The sequence below is a fragment of the Xanthomonas vasicola pv. musacearum NCPPB 4379 genome, from assembly GCF_000277895.2.
Lineage (GTDB): Bacteria > Pseudomonadota > Gammaproteobacteria > Xanthomonadales > Xanthomonadaceae > Xanthomonas > Xanthomonas vasicola.
The window spans coordinates 4,483,314-4,501,492 of record NZ_CP034655.1 but is presented as its reverse complement, the minus strand read 5'-3'; the positions used below and the strand labels follow the sequence as shown (position 1 = coordinate 4,501,492).

16 protein-coding genes are annotated in these 18,179 nt (G+C 63.3%); 10 read left to right on the top strand and 6 right to left on the bottom strand.

From position 1 onward, the window contains the following. Nucleotides 1-130: 130 nt before the first annotated feature. Together KWO_RS20735 and KWO_RS20730 are read left to right on the top strand one after the other, a co-directional pair. Complete coding sequence (locus KWO_RS20735) at nucleotides 131-1,411, top strand: sigma-54-dependent transcriptional regulator (protein WP_010365392.1); 1,281 nt, start codon at nucleotides 131-133, stop codon at nucleotides 1,409-1,411. After that, entirely contained in the window at nucleotides 1,411-1,653 is a 243-nt protein-coding gene (locus KWO_RS20730; protein WP_010365394.1) for a hypothetical protein, read from the top strand. The genes KWO_RS20735 and KWO_RS20730 overlap by 1 nt, the downstream gene beginning before the upstream one ends. An 8-nt stretch (nucleotides 1,654-1,661) precedes the next feature. Here the strand turns inward: KWO_RS20730 and KWO_RS20725 are convergent, their stop codons facing one another. Beyond that, nucleotides 1,662-2,027: a response regulator gene (locus tag KWO_RS20725; protein WP_017112841.1), complete on the bottom strand. Its 366-nt coding sequence runs from the start codon at nucleotides 2,025-2,027 to the stop codon at nucleotides 1,662-1,664. 206 nt (nucleotides 2,028-2,233) lie between these two features. Between KWO_RS20725 and KWO_RS20720 the strand changes: the two genes are divergently transcribed. Together KWO_RS20720 and KWO_RS20715 are read left to right on the top strand one after the other, a co-directional pair. After that, on the top strand, nucleotides 2,234-5,776 hold the full coding sequence (locus KWO_RS20720; protein ID WP_010365398.1) for a CheR family methyltransferase: 3,543 nt from the start codon (nucleotides 2,234-2,236) through the stop codon (nucleotides 5,774-5,776). Nucleotides 5,777-6,217: 441 nt separating this feature from the next. Continuing rightward, nucleotides 6,218-6,790, top strand: a complete 573-nt coding sequence (locus tag KWO_RS20715; protein WP_010365400.1) for a hypothetical protein — start codon at nucleotides 6,218-6,220, stop codon at nucleotides 6,788-6,790. A gap of 151 nt (nucleotides 6,791-6,941) precedes the next feature. Here the strand turns inward: KWO_RS20715 and KWO_RS20710 are convergent, their stop codons facing one another. The 3 genes from KWO_RS20710 to KWO_RS20700 form a co-directional block, all read right to left on the bottom strand. Next, entirely contained in the window at nucleotides 6,942-7,280 is a 339-nt protein-coding gene (locus KWO_RS20710) for a hypothetical protein (RefSeq protein ID WP_010365402.1), read from the bottom strand. A 136-nt stretch (nucleotides 7,281-7,416) separates the two neighbouring features. Beyond that, nucleotides 7,417-8,316 carry a manganese catalase family protein gene (locus KWO_RS20705; protein WP_010365405.1) on the bottom strand — a complete coding sequence of 300 codons (900 nt, stop codon included), beginning with the start codon at nucleotides 8,314-8,316 and terminating at the stop codon, nucleotides 7,417-7,419. Nucleotides 8,317-8,453: 137 nt separating this feature from the next. Beyond that, nucleotides 8,454-8,960: a YciE/YciF ferroxidase family protein gene (locus tag KWO_RS20700; RefSeq protein ID WP_010365408.1), complete on the bottom strand. Its 507-nt coding sequence runs from the start codon at nucleotides 8,958-8,960 to the stop codon at nucleotides 8,454-8,456. A 475-nt stretch (nucleotides 8,961-9,435) separates the two neighbouring features. On the opposite strand from KWO_RS20700, the gene KWO_RS20690 reads away from it, so the two are divergent. After that, nucleotides 9,436-9,630: a hypothetical protein gene (locus KWO_RS20690; RefSeq protein WP_010379742.1), complete on the top strand. Its 195-nt coding sequence runs from the start codon at nucleotides 9,436-9,438 to the stop codon at nucleotides 9,628-9,630. Between the two features lie 298 nt (nucleotides 9,631-9,928). Here the strand turns inward: KWO_RS20690 and KWO_RS20680 are convergent, their stop codons facing one another. Next, nucleotides 9,929-11,143 (bottom strand): FAD-dependent oxidoreductase, encoded by a 1,215-nt coding sequence (locus tag KWO_RS20680; protein ID WP_010379743.1) that lies wholly within the window; start codon nucleotides 11,141-11,143, stop codon nucleotides 9,929-9,931. Nucleotides 11,144-11,455: 312 nt separating this feature from the next. Between KWO_RS20680 and KWO_RS20675 the strand changes: the two genes are divergently transcribed. The 4 genes from KWO_RS20675 to KWO_RS20660 all read left to right on the top strand — a co-directional run bounded on the left by KWO_RS20675 (nucleotide 11,456) and on the right by KWO_RS20660 (nucleotide 15,826). Then, entirely contained in the window at nucleotides 11,456-12,751 is a 1,296-nt protein-coding gene (locus KWO_RS20675) for a sensor histidine kinase (RefSeq protein WP_026112424.1), read from the top strand. Continuing rightward, nucleotides 12,748-13,524, top strand: a complete 777-nt coding sequence (locus KWO_RS20670; RefSeq protein WP_010365419.1) for a LytR/AlgR family response regulator transcription factor — start codon at nucleotides 12,748-12,750, stop codon at nucleotides 13,522-13,524. The genes KWO_RS20675 and KWO_RS20670 overlap by 4 nt, the downstream gene beginning before the upstream one ends. 179 nt (nucleotides 13,525-13,703) lie before the next feature. Then, on the top strand, nucleotides 13,704-14,075 hold the full coding sequence (locus KWO_RS20665) for a hypothetical protein (protein WP_010379745.1): 372 nt from the start codon (nucleotides 13,704-13,706) through the stop codon (nucleotides 14,073-14,075). A 155-nt stretch (nucleotides 14,076-14,230) separates the two neighbouring features. Further along, nucleotides 14,231-15,826: an APC family permease gene (locus KWO_RS20660; protein ID WP_017112840.1), complete on the top strand. Its 1,596-nt coding sequence runs from the start codon at nucleotides 14,231-14,233 to the stop codon at nucleotides 15,824-15,826. A gap of 187 nt (nucleotides 15,827-16,013) precedes the next feature. Here KWO_RS20660 and KWO_RS20655 read toward each other — a convergent pair whose 3' ends face one another. Beyond that, on the bottom strand, nucleotides 16,014-16,682 hold the full coding sequence (locus KWO_RS20655; RefSeq protein ID WP_017112839.1) for a hypothetical protein: 669 nt from the start codon (nucleotides 16,680-16,682) through the stop codon (nucleotides 16,014-16,016). 488 nt (nucleotides 16,683-17,170) lie between these two features. Here KWO_RS20655 and KWO_RS20650 point away from each other — a divergent pair, with 488 nt between their 5' ends. Continuing rightward, a complete protein-coding gene (locus tag KWO_RS20650) occupies nucleotides 17,171-18,097 on the top strand; it encodes an oxygenase MpaB family protein (RefSeq protein ID WP_010365430.1) in 927 nt (308 codons plus the stop codon). Nucleotides 18,098-18,179 lie beyond the last annotated feature (82 nt).

The window sequence follows — 18,179 nt, the reverse complement described above, 5'->3', positions numbered from 1 at the left end:
GAAAAGGGCGCCACACCATCCACAGACCGTGACAGCAGCATGCAAATCCGACGTGGTGTGTCAGCGCATTTCGCGCGGCCGTCACAATTCTCAACTGAACATGTACCAGTCATTGCGGACAGAAGCGCTCATGGACCGTCTTTCCTGCGCCATCATCGACGACGACGTGGAGTTCTGCGATCAGGTGGTTGAACTCGCCACCGATAGCGGCTTCCACGCCAAGGGCATCCACACCCTTGGCGAAGCCAGCCGCTGGCTGGACAGCAACTTTCCCGACCTGTTGGTGGTGGATGTTGGCCTGCCAGACGGCAGCGGTTTCGATCTGATCGAACGGCTCGACCCGGATCACACCCCCCAGATCGTCGTGGTATCGGGCGATTACGCGCGCGAAACCCAGGGCCGTGCGCAGCAGTTCGGCGTCAGCGAATTCCTGACCAAGCCGTTCGCGCCGGAACGCCTGGAGCGTGTGCTCGGCGGGCTGCGCGAAGCGCAACAAGGCAACCTGGGCATCGTCGGCAATAGCGACAGCATCGTGATGCTGCGTAAGGAAATCGTGCGTGTGGCGCCGACCGATTTGAATGTGCTGGTGACCGGCGAAACCGGCACCGGCAAGGATCTGGTCGCGCGCGCCATCCACCGCGTGTCCGGCCGCAGCGGCCGCTTCGTGCCCGTCAACTGCGGCGCCATCCCGGAAGAGTTACTGGCCAGCCAGTTGTTCGGCCATGAACGCGGCAGCTTCACCGGCGCCGACCGTCGGCACGCCGGGTTTCTGGAGCAGGCCGCAGGCGGCACGCTATTCCTGGACGAAATTGGCGAAATGCCCAAGCGGCTGCAGGTCTATCTGCTGCGGGCGATCGAATCGCGTAGTTTCATGCGCGTGGGCGGCAACGAAGAAATCGCGCTGGACGCGCGCGTGGTGGCAGCCACCCATCAGCACGTGCAGCGCGAGCAGGCGGTGCTGCGCGAAGACCTGTTCTACCGTCTCAATGAATACCCGATCCAGGTGCCGCCACTGCGCGAGCGCCGCGGCGACGCGCGCCTGCTGGGGCTGCGCGTGATCGACGAGCTCAACGTCAAGTACGGCAAACGCAAATTGCCGACCAAGTCGCTGCTGCGCTATCTGGCGTACCACACCTGGCCGGGCAACGTGCGCGAGCTGCGCTCGTTTATCCACTATCTGTATCTGCGTTCCGATGGCGATCTGGTGAGCGCCCCGGATGTGGAGCAGGCCGTACCGCAGGCCGACGAAGACGGCTTGCTGATTCCTGCCGGCTGGACCATGCGTCAGGCCGAAGACGCCATGATCGAATCCGCACTGGCGCGCACGCGCTTCAACAAGAAGGCCGCTGCGCGCGAACTGGGCATTAGCGTGCGTACCTTGCACAACCGGCTCAGCGACAAGGATGCGTAGTGACTGACGCACCGCGTGGGCAGCGGCGCGAGCTGCTGCACCAGTTGCGCAACCGTCTCAACGTAATGGGCTTTGCGTTGTACGCCTTGCGCACCGAAACATCCAAGCCATTGGAAACGCTGCGCACCGCGCATCAGTCTGCAGTCGAGCTGCTCAATCAGCTTGGCGAAGAAGAGCGCTCCCTGCAGCAGGCCAGCGAGCGTCCCGGTGATACTGCGCCTGGCGCAAACACCGATCAGTGATTGGCCGGCTAGGTCTGGTGACTGAGCAAGGTGGTGATCGTGCGCGGGTTATAGGGTTTCATGCAGTACGACAGATGTGCAAAGCGCGGCGGCAACGTATACCGGTCGTAGCCGGAGCAGAACGAAAAGGGCACGCCGCGCTCCATCAACGCATCGGCGACCGGAAACACCGCTTGGCCGCGCAAATTGACGTCCAGTAACGCGCCATCGATGGCCTGACCGGATACCACTAGCGAGAGCGCATCGGGCACATTGCCCACCGGGCCGACGACGCTGACGCCGGCTTCCAGCAGCAAGTCGTTGAGCGATTCGGCCAGCAGGTAATCGTCCTCGACCACAAGAATGCGGCGGCCGGTGAGTGCAGTGTTGTGCATGACAGGCTCCAGAGCGGTGGCGCATCCGACGACGCGCGTGCGCATGGTGCGCGCAACGCAAGTTAACGCGGCGCGTAAGCAGACGCTTCCAAGACCGGTCTCTGCAATTCTGCCGGCATTGCGCAGCTGCTGCATGACAGTGCGCAGTGCTTTGCGCGATCATCACCGATTGCGCTTGAACCCAGCGCTGCGACGATAGTCCCACCATGACCGACGACGAAACTTCCACCAACGACATCGCCACGGATGCGAACACGCAGCCGCCCTTATTCGTGCTTGGCGTGGGCGCCGCCGGCATGGACGCGGATCGCCTTGCAGAATTGCTCGATGCGGTTGCCGGCGCTTCGAATCTGGCCATCATGCTGCTGCTGCGCGACCGACAATTATTGGACCAGGCGCGTTTGCGCGAACTGCTTGGCAGGCAGGCCACCCTGCTCTCGGTGCCCAATGATGGTGACCGGCTGCAACCGGGGCGCTTCTATCTGCCGCCGGCCGATACGGTCGTTACGTTGGAAGAAGGGCGCATCCGTCTGCGCGCCTTGCCGGGGGGCGAGAGCGACCACGGGCTGATCGACAGCTTCTTCGTCTCGATGGCACACGACCAGGACGGCAATGTGATCGGCCTGATCATGGGACGCTTCGATGGCGACGGCACGCTGGGGACCGCGGCGATCCGCGAGTGCGGCGGTCTGGCGCTGGCCGTGGACGATGCCGCACTGCACGGGCTGGACCTGCGCAGCGCCAGCAACCCGGCCGCCATCACCGACGACATCCTGCCGCTGCCACAAGTGGCTGCGCGTATCGCCGCGCACATGCAACGCCATCATGGCTTCGGTCATCCGGAGCCAAAGGGGGTGCGCAATGGCAACGAGAGCGACAAGCTCAGCCAGATCGCCGCCATCCTGCGCAACGCCACCGGCCACGATTTTCATGGCTACAAGCGCGCCACCTTTCTGCGCCGCGTGCAACGGCGCATGCAGGTGGCGCAAGTGGGAATGCTGGAGCAGTATCTGGAAGTATTGCGCAATCGTTTCGACGAGCCGTTGCAGCTGTTCAACGACCTGCTGATCGGCGTGACCAAGTTCTTTCGCGACCGCCGCGAGTTCGAATTCCTCGAGCAACAGGTGATTCCGCGGCTGTTCCAGGGCAAACACACCGGCGACAGCCTGCGCATCTGGGTGCTGGGCTGCTCCACGGGCGAAGAGGCCTATTCGCTGGCGATGCTGCTGCGCGAACACGCCGAAACCCTGGACACCGCGCCACGCATCCAGATCTTCGCCAGCGATATCGACGGGCGTGCACTGGCCACTGCGCGGGTGGGGCGCTATGCATCCAGCATCGTCGGTGAAGTTGCGCCAGAGCGCTTGCGGCGCTGGTTCGTCAAGGAAGGCGACACCTATGTGGTGAGCAAGGAGCTGCGCGAGCTGTGCGTGTTTACCCAGCACAGCATCGTCAAGGACCCGCCGTTTTCGCGGCTGGATCTGGTGTCGTGCCGCAATCTGCTGATTTATCTGGATGCCGAATTGCAGAATCGGGTGATCCCGATCTTTCATTTCGCCATCCGTCCGGGCGGTTATCTGTTCCTGGGCAATGCGGAAAACGTCTCGCGGCACGCGCAATTGTTCACCCCGGTTGAGCGAAGCTTTCGGGTCTTCCAACGCATTGATGCCGACAGCAACGTGCACGCGACCTTTCCGATCATGCAACTTGTGGTTGCTGGAAGGGCGACTGCCTCACCGATACGCCAGCGTAGCCCCAGCAGCGCATTGGTGCGCGTTGGCGAGCGCATCGCCGACCGTTACGCGCCAGCGTATGCGGTGCTGGACGAGCAATTCGAGGTGCTGCATTTCTCGTCGCATGCGGGGCGCTTCATCCGCCCTGGCGGCGGTACCCCCAGCCTCAACCTGCTCAACCTGATCCATCGCGATTTGCGCCTGGACTTGCGCAGCGCGCTCAGCCGCGCCGAACGCGACCGCTCACCGGTGCACGTCAAGGGCATCCAGGTGCACGAAGATGCGGCGACCTGGGCGGTGAACCTGTTCGTCGAGCCGACCGCCGACTCTGAGGTGCCGCGCGGCTACGTAGTGCTGTTCCAGGAAGTAGAAGCGCGCGAACCGGTGGAGCTGCCCGCGCCACACGACAGCGTGCACGACGATGGTCATGTGCAAGTGCTGGAAAACGAACTGCGCATCACCCGCGATCGCCTGCAATCGATGATCGAAGAGTTGGAAAGCACCAACGAAGAGCTCAAGTCCTCCAACGAAGAATACCAGTCGCTCAACGAAGAACTGCAGAGCGCCAATGAAGAGCTGGAAACCTCCAAGGAAGAGCTGCAATCGGTCAACGAGGAAGTGACCACCGTCAACGGCGAACTGGCCCATCGCGTGCAGGAGTTGGCGCATGCCAATAGCGATTTGAAAAACCTGCTGGAAAGCACCCAGATCGCCACCATCTTCCTCGACAACGAATTGCGCGTCACCAACTTCACCCCGGCCGTTACCGACATCCTGCCGCTGGTGGAAAGCGACATCCAGCGCCCGATCAGCCATATCAAGCTGCATGTGGATTACGACGAACTGCAAGACGATGCGCGCCGGGTGATTCGCACCCTGGCCGTGCTCAATCGCGAGGTCGAAAACCCCACCACGCATGCGCGCTACATGGTGCGCGTACTGCCGTATCGCACCGTGGACAATTTCATCGGTGGTGCGGTGCTGACCTTCATGGACGTCACCCCGCTCACGCGCGCCGAGCGTGCGCTACGCAGCAGCGAGCAACGCCTGCGCACCTTGATGGAAGGTATCCCGCAGCTGGTGTGGCGCTCGCTCGATGGCGGCCGCTGGACCTGGTCCAGCCCGCAATGGTCCAGCTACACCGGCCAAAGCGATGCTGAGAGTCTGGAACTGGGCTGGTTGCAGGCGGTGCATCCGGACGATCGCGCATTGACCATGAACGCATGGCTGGAGAGTGGTTCCAGTGCCGGTTTGGATATCGAACATCGCCTGTTCAATACGGCTGAACATGGCTACCGCTGGTTTCATACACGCAGCGCAGCGGTGCGCGATGAACGCGGCCAGGTGCTGGAGTGGTTGGGCACCTCCACCGAATCGGACAACCTGCGCCGCCTGCAGGAAGAACAGGGCGTGCTGGTGGCTGAGCTGCAGCACCGCACGCGCAATCTGATCACCGTGGTGCAATCGGTGGCCAAGCAGACCGTGCAGACCAGCCAGAACATGTCCGAGTTCGCGGTCAAGTTCGACGACAGGCTCGCGGCGTTGTCGCGCGTGCAAGGGCTGCTGTCGCAATCGGACAACATGCCCACCACCATCGGTGCATTGCTGCGCATGGAACTGGACGCGCTGGGAGCAGAGCCGGACCAAGAACGTATTGTGGTGGAAGGCCCGAACGTGGCGCTGCGCAAGTCTACTGTGCAGACGTTGGCATTGGCGCTGCATGAACTGGCCACCAATGCACTCAAGCATGGCGCATTGGCGGTGGACACCGGCACCTTGTCGATCCGTTGGGAGGTAGTGTCCGGCAGCGACACACCGGCGCGGCTGGTGTTGTTGTGGATCGAAGAAGGTGCCAGCCAGCAGCTGCGCAACGACCGCGACGAAGCCAGCGGCTTCGGCCGTCGCCTGATCGAAAAAGCCTTGCCATACAGCCACGGCGCGCAGACGCGTTACGAGCTCAGCGACACGCGGCTGGAATGCGAGATCCAGCTGCCGCTCAATCCGGTAAACGGTTGAATCAGCGCGCATGACGTTGAGTGAGCGGCGTGCGCGCGATGTGCTGAAGCAACGGCGCGGATGCATGAGTGCGTTGCGGCACTGTTGCGATGCACATGATCGAGAGGATGCAAACCGCTTTGCGCGATGAAGGCGTACGCGACTATCAAAGCAAAACATCGAGCAGCGTAGCGCCGCCTGAAACACGTGAACGATGCAGCGTTTGCGTATTGCAGCAGCCTCTGCTGCATGTGCATAGGCTGCACGGCACTGCACACGCGCAGCTCACGGAAAATACTGCGCGACGGTGCAGATCCTGCGACCTAATCGGCGCTCCCAATGCCTGCGCCACAACTGACGCCGCGTGAAATGCTTGCAGCGCCACCCTTTACAAAAGTCAAAAACTTGGCGCGTATTGTGCGTAACCATTGGAGTCATTGAGATGCACACAGTGGAGTAATCATGATTACGCGCATTCTTCAGTTGTCCGCCCGCGTGGCGAGCAATGCATGGGTCGAGGTCGGCGTAGGTGCCGATGCCGATATTTTCGTCGCCGACCGTGGTGGCAAACGCGAGGAGCGCGCCACGTTCGGTCGGCGCGCACCGGGGCAGCAGCGCTCGATCCATCTGCAGGAACCGAGTTGGCTAGGTGGCGTGGACTTGGCCATCTGGGAAACCCAGCGCTGCGCGATTCCGCTGTGCGGCTTTGTCTGTACCGCATCAGCGGACGGCACCACTGCTGCCACATGGTTGAGCCAGGACGGCAGCGCAGTGTATGCAGCTGGGCTGCGCAACGTAATGGATATCGGCGGACGCTTGCAGATGGGGTTTTCACTGCTGGTCGCCTCGTCGGCGAGCATGCCCACACATCGGCCGCTGTGTATTGATGCCGATCTGAGCAAGTGGCTACACATGGGCGGCGCCGAAGCGATGCGCCATCTCACGCCTTGGCGACTGGAGCGCTGCGCTGCGGCTGCAGGCGTACGACCGGAGTGGGCAAACGAAGCGCCCTCAGCGCGGGTCGCGCGCGCCTGAGCACGCTTGCTATGCAACAAGGAGAAGGGGCCCATAGGCCCCTTTGTCGTTTCAGCGATGTCGCTTGATTTTGATTGCTAGGTGATGGCCAGCAGCATCACGCACAAGCAAGCTTAGCTCGCAGACACAAGGCACGTGATCGTGCCCGTGCCTAGTGATTTTCTGTTTCATCAGTGTTGTCATCCAGAGCGCGTTGCTGCGCTTCGATGTGCTGCTGCTTGCCGTACGTACCACTCTGGCCAAAGTTGGGCTGCGTGCTGCCATCGCGCTCCGGGTGGCCGTCGGGCTCGCCTTCACCCAAGCTACCGCCATGGCCATGACCGCGTTGATTGAACGCTTCCGGCGTGCCGTCGCGCGGTGGCTGTGCGTCGCCGGTCTGTACAGCCGATGGGTCGTTGCGGCCTTGGCCATCGACGGACGCGTCGCTGCCGTTGCCGCGATAAGCGGATTGACGTTCGTCGTGCGTGTCGAGTCTGGATTTGTCGTTCATACCAACTCCTGTGCAAAGCAATAAAAAACCCCGGAGCGTGCTCGCCCCGGGCTGGGGATAGGTGCGAGGACACCCATCGGGTTCAGAACGGTTAACAAAACGACGCGCGGCTGCGCAGTAGTGTTGTTGGCTACTCCTAGCGCTGGATATCGCCGGTGGTAGAGCCAGCACCCGGGCCTGCACCCAGGTCTGCGCCGGTCACGCGATCCAGCTCGGGATTGGAGAGCAGGCGCTCGGACATGGCATCCAGTGCCGCAGTCTGGGTGGCATCCAGTGCCACCGTGGCCGAACCATCGCCCCCATCCACTGCGGCCTGTAACTCACGGTCTGCTACCACTTCCCACTGCTCGCCGGCGTTCCACGGGCCGACCATGTCGCCTTCGCCCTGCGAGGTGTTGTAGTACTTGTCGGTGAAGCGCGGGTCGCCTGGCAGCTTGCCCGGCGGGAAGTTTGGCTCGATCGAATACAAGGCCTTTTCGAACGACTTCTGATGCGCCACTTCGCGCGTCATCAGGAAGCGCAATGCATCCACGATGCCCGGATCGTCGGTGACGTTGATCAAGCGCTCATAGACCAGCTTGGCACGCGCTTCGGCAGCGATGTTGGAGCGCATGTCGGCGGTGGGGCAGCCGATGCTGTCGACATACGCAGCCGTCCACGGCACGCCGCTGGAATTCACCAGCGCCGGACCACCGCCATACAAAATCTGCTGGGTGTGGCTGGTGCTGTTCTGGGTCATGTTGCGCATCTCCATGGCTTCTTCCATGCCCTCGGAGAGCACTGCCTTGGGACCCTTGTTGAGCATGGCGATGATCGAGCCGATGATTTCCAGATGGCTGATCTCTTCGGTGGCAACGTCGAACAGCAAATCCTTACGACCCGGATCGTCTTCACCTAATGCTTGAGTGAAATAACGCATTGCAGCGGCAAGTTCGCCCTGGGGTCCGCCGAACTGTTCCAGCATCAACGTGGCCAGGTCCGGATTGGGCTGGGCAACGCGGACGGTGTACATCAAACGCTTGTTATGCATGAACATGGGTGGTGCTCCATGGCTGGCGCCCGGCAACTACGACCACTCAGGGAGCGGGCAGAAACGTGGGGCATTGGCTTTCGGGGGATTGCCCGCAGAGATTTGCAAGCAACGCAGGGCGGCGGGCCGCCCTGCGCGGTAACTCAGGCCGCCTTGCTGGCCTTGGATGCTTTTTCGTTGCCGCCTTGCTCGGCGAGCAGGGTCAGCTTTTCGTCGGTCGCTTTTTCTTCTTCCAGCGTGGCCAGCAGCAGCGGTAATGCATCGGCATAACCGAGTTGTTTGGCCATCGCAGCGATGGTGCCGTACGAGGCAATTTCGTAATGCTCCACCTTCTGTGCACCACCAATCAGTGCGGCATCGCGCACCGGGCCGGCTTCGATTTCGTCGATAACCTCGCGGCTTTCCTCCACCAGGCCTTCCATCGCCGCGCACTTGATGCGCTTGAGCTTGATGCCCAGCACGTCGACAACCTGGTCGATCCGTTCGATCTGGCCCTGGGTTTCTTCCAGGTGAGTTTCGAAGGCCTGCTTCAGTTTCGGCTCGGTGGCCGCACGCGCGAGACGTGGCAGTGACTTGGTCAGCTGCTTCTCGGCGCTGTAGATGTCCGACAGTTCGTGGATGAAGAGTTCTTCGACAGTCTTAATCGCCATGTGTGGCTCCTTTGGGGTGGTCAGAGGTGGGTTGCTGCGGTCCGCCATGTTGATGGCGAGGCCTTGATGCGTTCGCGTGACACAAGCGTGCCGTTACACACCGACGATGACTTCGCAAACGCCAAGACGCGTATCACTCCGCTGCAGAGCAGTAGTGCGAGCACATCACCTGACCTTGTCCGAAATGCACCGCCGTCGTCGCTTGAATCTCCAGGCAGTACCGCGTGGTCGCTATGCTAGCCCTGCGAGTGTTAGCAGGATTGGTGGAAACGGTGATCCCAATGCGATGGCGACCTGTGCCGTAGCGCAGGCCGCACTCGCTGCGTTTGCATTGAAGGCAAGGCGGCGCGTTCGCCGACAACAGCGATCGCGGCTGTATGACCGCGGTGTTGTTGCTTGCGCATCGCTGCACGTCCTGCAACGGTCCCCGCCGATGGGTTACAACAGTGATCGAACTTTCTGGGAGACTCGTGCGATGACGCCGCTGGACAAACCGTTACGTCGCGAACTGCAGATCGGCGAGCAGGCATACACCTTGATCATCGATCCGCAAGGTTTGAAGTTGGTCGAGAAGGGCAAGCGCAAAGGCGTGACCTTGCGCTGGGAAGCACTGGTCAGCGGCGATGCCGCACTAGCCAGTGCATTGCAGGCGTCGCTGGAAGATCATTAGCGTGGCGATGCAGCGCGCCATTTAGAGCGCTAACAGAACGAATGCACGCACCGCCGGGCGGGTGCGGCTGGTGCGCAGTGCAGCATGTACTCCGCGTGCACTGCGGTTCGCTTGCGCCGTGCACAGGTGTTATAGCTGCGCTTAGGTGTATCGATGTTCCGACGATCAGCGCAGGCGCAGTGGTCGGCCCGGCCTGAGCATCTGAAGAGGTCGCGTCTGGCAGACGCCACTGCACATCACGGCAAGCAATCACAGCCTTCTGCAATCCGCACGCAGGCCATCAACGCGTGCACACCGCTCAACTTGTGGCGAACAGCTTCGCCAGCTCGCGCACCGCCGCTTCCGATGCTGCGCGATCCGGCGTGCCGTCGGCATTATTGAAGTCGTGTGCGCCTTGCGCTTGCACCAGCAGGCCGTCGCGCCGCGGCACCACGTTGAGATTGTGGCCGCGCCAGACCAGCCCATAGGTGACTTCCGGTTGCGGAATCAGGCGCGCTGTCTGTCCGCGCACCGGAATCACACTCTCATCGCCCAGCAAGGCGCGCGCACCGTAACCGGTGGCGTTGATCAGAATCTTCTCGCGCAGGTCGCCGAATTGGCGCGGGTGCGCAAACTCGCGCGTGTAGAGCTCGCCGCCTGCCTGCAGAAAGTCCTCCATCAACAGCCGCGCATACGCGCTGAGGTTGAAAGTGAGCTGGCTGTAGCGGCGCACGAACGGCACCGGAAACGGATGACTACCGGCCGCCATCGGTTGCGAGGCCGGCCCAAGATCATCGATCAGTTCGCGCTCCAGCGGCGGATAGTCCGGCTCATGCGCTTCGGCCGAAGCGACAGGTTGATCGAACGGCACATCCGAAAGCACGTAGCCATCGCGCCATTCGATCGGCTCGCCGGGCAGGCCCAGCAAGGTTTGATAACGGCGAAACGACGTGCGCGCCATCTCTTCCCAGCGTGTCTTGAAATCGGCAGTGGCGTATTCGCTGGTGCACACGCGCGAATCCGGTGACCACACGCCGGTGGCGTAGAACGAGCGCACATCCGGCAGACGTTCGCGCGCGTAGATACGCACACGCAAGCCGGCGCGCTGCGCCGCCAGGGCGGTGGTCAGGCCGATCGCACCACAGCCGATCACCGCCAACTCGCGCGCAGCGGGGTCGGCCGCACGCACCAGCCGCAGCGCTTGTTCGGCTGCGCCCCAGGATAGCGACCACCCGCTGCCGCCATGCCCGTAGTTGTGCACCACGGTCTTGCAGCCGATGCGCTCGGCTTCGATGCGCGGCCCCTGCGCACGGAACGGGCGCGTGCACCCGTTGATGGCGATGATGCGATCGACCGAAGCGCGCATCGGCGCCAATGGCGGCATCGCCGCGAACGGTGCAGGCGAAGCACCCGGCGGCGTCACCGGCAGCGCGGTGCGCGGAATGGCGAGCGCTTTGTCGGTTGCTGCCCAGCTCGCGGTGGAAGCGGCCGCTAGCGCAACACCGGCGCTGCGTAGAAAATGACGACGGTGCATGCAACTCCCTTAGCTGCTGTGATGGGTGAGGTGTGCTCGCCACGTTGCGGCGAGCCATGCCTGGGTGACCGCACGCTATTGCCTTCGCGCCACGTACGATCCACCGCGGCCGGCCCCCGCACGCTGTGTGCGCAGTACCGGCAAGCGCCAGCATAGCGCGCGCATCTTCCGCTGCCTGCGCCGCAGCGCCACGGTTTCGCACCGCAATCCTGGCGCTTGATGCCGCGTTGGCGGCCATTCGTCCCCCCGGGGCTTCGGTCGTGGCGCGCGCCGGCTATGCTCGCCGCGTCCCATCCCAACGAGCTGCCATCCGTGTCCGCCAGCGTCTTCCTGATCGTGCGTATCGTGTTCGCCTGGGCCGCCGCGTTGGTGGTGGCAGGGATCATGTGGGCGCAGTTGTTCGGCTCCATCGGCCCGATCTTCGCTTTGGCCTGCATGGTCTTGCTGACGCTGGCATTGATGAGTTCGATCACCCATGTGCGGCGGGTTCGCCTGATCGCCGATCGGCTGGATCACACTACCTTGTCCACCCGTCAGCGCCGTCAGATCGAAGTGCCATTGGATGTGCAGGCGAGCTTTGCGGTGATGGATGAGGCGGTGCGTGCGCTGCCGCGTGTGCAGGACATCGAATGCGCGCCGGGCAGCCTGCTGATCCGCGCCAAGGTGCGCCGCATCGACCCGTATGAGGGACGCCAGCCGTCGCGCTGGAATGTGTTCGCGCGCTTTGCCATCACCCACAACCAGATCCTGGCGACGATCGGGCCGGGGCAGGGCACCAGCAGCGTCACTGTGTTGTGCGAGCCCGACGCTGGCGCCTGGGTGGATCTGTTTGCGGTAGACGAAGGCAGCAATTACGAAAACGCCGAAGCGATCAATCGTGCGGTAGTGCGCCGGGTCGGCGAGCAGCGTCGCGACGAGCAAGCCGCCGCCGAGCAATCGGTGATGGAAAAGGAACTGGCCGTGGCGCGGCTGAATCTGCTGCATGCGCAGGTCGAGCCGCACTTTCTCTACAACACGCTGGCCAGCGCACAGGTGCTGGCGCGCACCGACCCGCCGCGCGCCGACATCATGATCGGCCATTTGATCCAGTACCTGCGCAGCTCGCTGCCCAGCGCCGACGGTGCCATCGCCACCCTGGGCGAAGAACTCGAACGCACCCAGGCCTACCTTGAGATCCTGCGCATCCGCATGGGCACGCGGCTCGCCTTGCAGGTGGAAGTGCCCTACGAACTGCGTTCGCTGCCGCTGCCGTCGATGATGTTGCAGACCCTGGTGGAAAACGCGATCAAGCACGGGCTGGAAGCCAAGCCCGGCGGCGGCACCGTATGGATTCTGGCGCGTCGCCATGACGACCACGCCACGCTCACTGTTGCCGACGATGGCCAGGGCTTCAACACGCACAGCCGGGGCACCGGCATCGGCCTGAAGAACCTGCGCGAGCGGTTGAAGTTGATCTATGCCGACAAGGCGAGCTTTGCCATCGTGTCCAACTTTCCCAGCGGCGTGGCGGCCACGATCAGTCTGCCGCTGCCGGCGCAGTTGGTTGCTGCACCCTCACCGCCGCCGGTACCCACCGCGGCCGCGCACGCCCCACAGGTGCAGGCATGAGCGCGCTGCGCGCCGTGGTTGCCGAAGACGAGGCATTGCTGCGGCAGTCGCTGCTGACGTTGCTGGCCGAGGTGTGCCCGCAGCTGCAGATCGTGGGCGACTGCGAAGACGGTGCCAGTGCGCTGGAGACCATCGCCGCGCAGCAGCCGGACGTGGTGTTCCTGGATATCCGCATGCCCGGCCTCACCGGCATCGAGGTGGCACGTGCGATGCGCGAAGTCAGCCCGCGCAGCCAGGTGGTGTTCGTCACTGCCTACGACCAATACGCCATCGACGCGTTCGAACACGGCGCAGTTGACTACCTGCTCAAACCCATCAGCCGCGAGCGCCTGCAGGCCACCTGGCGGCGCGTGCAACAACGCACCGCTGTCGGTCAGCCGGATGGCGCGCTGTTGGAGGCCCTGCTGCAGCAGTTGTCGGCACGCCCGGTTGCTACCAGCGCTGCACCGCCGCTGGCCTGGCTCACCGCCAGCAGCGGCCGCGAGACGCGCTTGATTGCGCTGGAAGAGGTCGCGTATTTCCAGGCCGATCAAAAATACACCACGGTGATGACCGCCGCCGGCGAAGCGGTATTGCGCACGCCGTTGCGCGAACTGCTGGATGTGCTGGACCCGCACGTGTTCAAACAGATCCACCGCTCGACCATCGTCAACATGAAAGCAGTGGCCTCGGTCGTACGCGACGACACCGGCAGGGGCCGGCTGGCGCTGCGCGGCCGCAGCGAAATGCTCACGGTCAGCCAGCCGTTCATGAGCCTGTTTCGCGGCATGTAGTGCGGTGAGCACGACGTTGCGGGCGGTCGTCAGGCAAGTGCGGACGGCACGCGCAACCCCGAAGTGCAAGCGTGAGTGGCCCATCCATTTCCGCGCAGCGTCCGCATCCATCTGGGGTCTGCGCAGTTGCGGTGCCTGCCGCTCTGATTCCCCCGTTCGCATCAATGAAAGGATTTCCCATGCGCCTGATCGCCTCCCTGCTGTATTGCCTGCTCGCGCTGGCCGGCTGCCACGAACGCAATGGCACCACCTCGATCACCCGTGCCACCAGCGATGGCCACGATGTGATCTTCAGCAAGACGCTGACCACTGCTACCACGACCAACGTGCATTGCCTGGCCAGCAATTCCGGCCATTGCTACTACCTGATCTACCAGGAGCAGTGCGCGACCCGCAACCCCGGCGACACCGCCAGCGCACCCGCCTGCGCCCGCAAGACCTTGGACAGTTTTGCGCTGACGCCAGGGCAGGTACGCGAATTGCGCGGCGTCTCCGGCCAAGCGCATACCTGCGTGGATACCGCGGCACCACGGGCCGATTGCCACGGCTAAGCAACATCGGGGCGACGTGTACGGGTGCGCCGGGCGGCGCAGGGCCAGCCGACAGAAACTCTAGTAAGCCTGAATAGGCACTGACGACAAGCGGTCGCTTCTGCGATCATTACCGGCTTGTTGCCGGTTCACGGCGCCTCACTGCCAGGCTTCTCATGTCCGAACACTCGCTACGCCGCGACGTTGGCCCCTTCGCCCTCATGCTTACCGGCCTGGGCTCGATCATTGGCTCCGGTTGGTTGTTCGGCGCCTGGCGCGCGGCCGGGCTGGCCGGTCCCGGTGCCGTCTGGGCCTGGGTACTGGGCGCGGCGATCATCACCACCATCGCGCTGTCCTACGCCGAACTGGGTGCCATGTTCCCCGAATCCGGCGGCATGGTGCGCTACAGCCATTACTCGCACGGCTCGTTGGTCGGCTTCATTGCCGGCTGGGCCAACTGGATCGCCATCGTCTCGGTGATTCCGGTCGAGGCCGAGGCCTCGGTGCAATACATGGCCTCCTGGCCGTGGGCCTGGGCGCAAGGCTTGTATGTGCAGGCCCCTGGTGGGGCAGGCGAGTTGTCGGTGCCGGGCGTGCTGATTTCGGCATTGCTGGTGCTGGTGTATTTCTTCCTGAATTTCTGGAGCGTCAAGCTGTTCGCGCGCTCCAATACCTTGATCACGGTGTTCAAGCTGGTGGTGCCGGCCGCGACCGGCGTGGCGCTGATCGCCAGCGGCTTCCACACCGAAAACTTCAGCGTCGGCATCCACGGCGATGCGCACGTGCTCGACCTGGCCGCGGTGCTCACGGCGGTGGCCACTGCCGGCATCGTCTTCAGCTTCAATGGCTTCCAGAGCCCGGTGAATCTGGCCGGCGAAGCGCGCAACCCCGGCCGCAGCATTCCGTTCGCAGTGCTGGGTTCGATCGCGCTGGCCACGGTGGTGTACGTGATTCTGCAGGTGGCCTATATCGGCGCCGTGCCGCCGGATCTGCTCGCCAAGGCCGGCTGGCACGGCATCGATTTCCGCTCGCCGTTCGCCGAGTTGGCCATCATCGTCAACCTGCATTGGCTGGCGATGCTGCTGTACATTGATGCGTTCGTGAGCCCCAGCGGCACCGGTATCACCTATACCGCCACCACCGCGCGCATGGTCTACGGCATGGAAAAGAACGGCACCATGCCGGCCGCGCTGGGCAAGCTGCACCCGGTCTGGGGCGTGCCGCGCATGGCCATGTTCTTCAACCTGGCGGTGTCGTTCGTGTTCCTGTTCTTCTTCCGCGGCTGGGGCACGCTGGCGGCGGTGATCTCTGTGGCCACCATCATTTCCTACCTCACCGGCCCGATCAGCGCGATGGCGCTGCGCCGCCATGCGCCGGAACTTCACCGCCCGCTGCGCATCGCCGCGCTGCCGGTGTTGGCCGGCGTGGCCTTCGTGATGGCCACCGAACTGCTGTACTGGGCGCGCTGGCCGCTGACCGGCGAGATCATCCTGCTGATGGTCGTGGCGTTGCCGGTGTACTGCTATTACCAAGCCAAGCAAGGCTGGCCGGACCTGCGCCGCAACTTCAAGGGCGCTGCCTGGATGATCTGCTACCTGCCGATGATCGCGTTGCTGTCCTGGGCTGGCAGCAGCGATTTCGGCGGCCACGGCTATCTCAGCTACGGCACCGATCTGGCCGTGGTCGCCGCAGTGGGCGTGGTGTTCTACATCTGGGGCGTGCGCAGCGGCTGGCGCACCCCGTCGGTGGAGAAGGCGGTTGCGCAGGCGTGATTGCTTGCACGTTCGGGTGCTCTATTAGGCGGCGTTAGTTACCGTAAACCGGCTGGCAGCAGCGGCTGGGAATAAAACAAAACGGCCGGTGCACTGTGCACCGGCCGTTTTTGGTTGCAGCGAAAAACCGCTGCAGGTGGAGTGTTGTTGCGTCAGCAGTTTCACTGCAGCGGCATATCGGCGCTGGTTAGGAATTAACCACCAACCGTGGCGCCCCATCAAAACGGTCGAGGTCGCGCAGCAGTTCGGTATAGCGGCGTAGCCGGCCCATTTCGCGCATGTTGACGATGTCTTCGTGGCGCAGTTCGCGCTTGGAGCTTACCTCCTGCTTGTAGCGCAGCACTTCCGGGTAGCGGCGCGTCATGTCCAGCGCATCGGCAACGCACTCAACCGAATCGGCATCCGGCGTTACCCGCGCGCGGCTGTTGAAGGCGCGTAGCCAGCGTTCGAAACCGGCGCTGTGATCGAACAGGTCGGCGATGTACCACATCACGAACAGGATCGACACCCACGAGGTGAAGATGATCACCACGCGGCTGAAGGTCAGGTGGTAGTCGTTCTGCCAGAGCTGATGCGTGATCACCCCCAGCAACACCAGCGAGATCGCCTGCCAGCCGATGATCGAGGCGATCACCCACTGTTTCTTGGCCACCTTGAGCAACGTGAGCTCCTTGTCAAGCTGCTCGTCGGTCTTGTCGCGCCAATGCGCGACCTGCTCGTCGAAGGGGAGCCGATGGAGTGCGTTGTCCTGCAATAGCAGGCCTAAACCCTGAAACAAAGCGATCATGACAAGCTCCTGACGGATGGCTGGTACGAACGACTTGCTGCACTGGCCGCGGCCGGTGCCCTGGAGCACCCGAAACGCGCTGGCGATGCAGCGCGTTGTCGGACGGTCTTAGTTCTAGCACTTTCGCTGTACATGGCAATGCCCAAGGCCAAGTTGTGGCCGCGCAAATTTGGGCATGCGCGCACAAATCGCTGAATTCAGCTGGATTTACTGCGTGGCCGCTGAAGCCTGCCTGCGCTCCATCCCCGATCTTGCTGCACTGCACACCTGACGCTGCGGCAATCGCCACGTGCGAGGAGGGGGTACGCCATCTTGGCTGGCATGGTGAAAGGGATGAGGCAGGCCGTTTATGCAATGCCGAGCCCGCTAGGGGAGCAATGGGATTTGTGCGTGACTGGTTGATCGATGCGCCGTACAGATGCCAGGCCACCGCCCCGCAACCCCGCGGCCTCACCACGACTGTCAGTCGATGCAGTCGCCATCGCGCACGTACGAGCAGATGCCTGGTTGGCGCTGCGCTGATCCGGCGTTGCAGATGACCTGGGTATGATTGCGGCATGTCAGCCGTCCTGCGTACCCTCACTGCCCCCGCCGCCAAACAGATCCACCGCTGGGTGCTCAACGCGTTTCCGCGTGGACAGAGCACGATCGAATACGATCAGCCGCTGGGCGATCCCGGCATCTTTGGGCCAGACAGCATCACCTGGCGCATCCACTCCGAATTTCCGGGCATGCTGTCCGGCGGCTTGTGCGCATTGATGTTGCAGTTGTTGCATCCGCGTGCGCTGGCCGGGGTCTACGACCATTCCAACTTCCGCACCGATTTGATCGGGCGGCTGCGGCGCACCACCAACTTCGTCGCCGGCACCACCTACGCTCCGCGTGCGGAGGCCGAGCAGCTGATTGCCCGCGTGCGCAGCATCCACTCGCATATCCGCGGCCACACTGCTGACGGCGTGCCCTATGACGCCAACGACCCGCAGTTGCTCACCTGGGTGCATGTCACCGAAGCCTATGGGTTTTTACAGGGATGCCGGCGTTATTGCCGTGATGTGCCTGCTGCCATCGCCGACCGCTATTACGACGAAGCGCGACGCGTTGCCGAGGCGCTAGGCGCAACCGACGTGCCCGCCAGCGAGGCGCAGGTGGATGCGTATTTCGCATCGGTCCTCGGAGAGTTACGCATGGACGCGCGCTCGCGCGAAGTGCTCGACATCCTCACCAGCATCCAGCTACCGGTGCCCGCGGCAGGCTTGTCGCGCGGCGTGTTTCTCGGTGCTGGCACCGCCTTGTTGCCCAGTTGGGCTAGCGACATGCTCGGCCGGAGCACCACGCAACGCGCACAGGCGCGCGCATCGGCACGTCTGCTACGCAGCATGTCGCCGCTGTTTCGCACGGCCTTGCGCGACGGACTGTCTGCGCGCGCGTGCAGACGCATGGAGTTGCCGCCGGCGATGTTGCTGGAGTGGCCTGACAGCGCGTGATGGGTGGCGGGGCCGGGTTCCAGGGCAGTCCAAAAGTGGCGAGCGGCATGAGAAGAGACCTTCCCGGTAGCTTCATCATTTA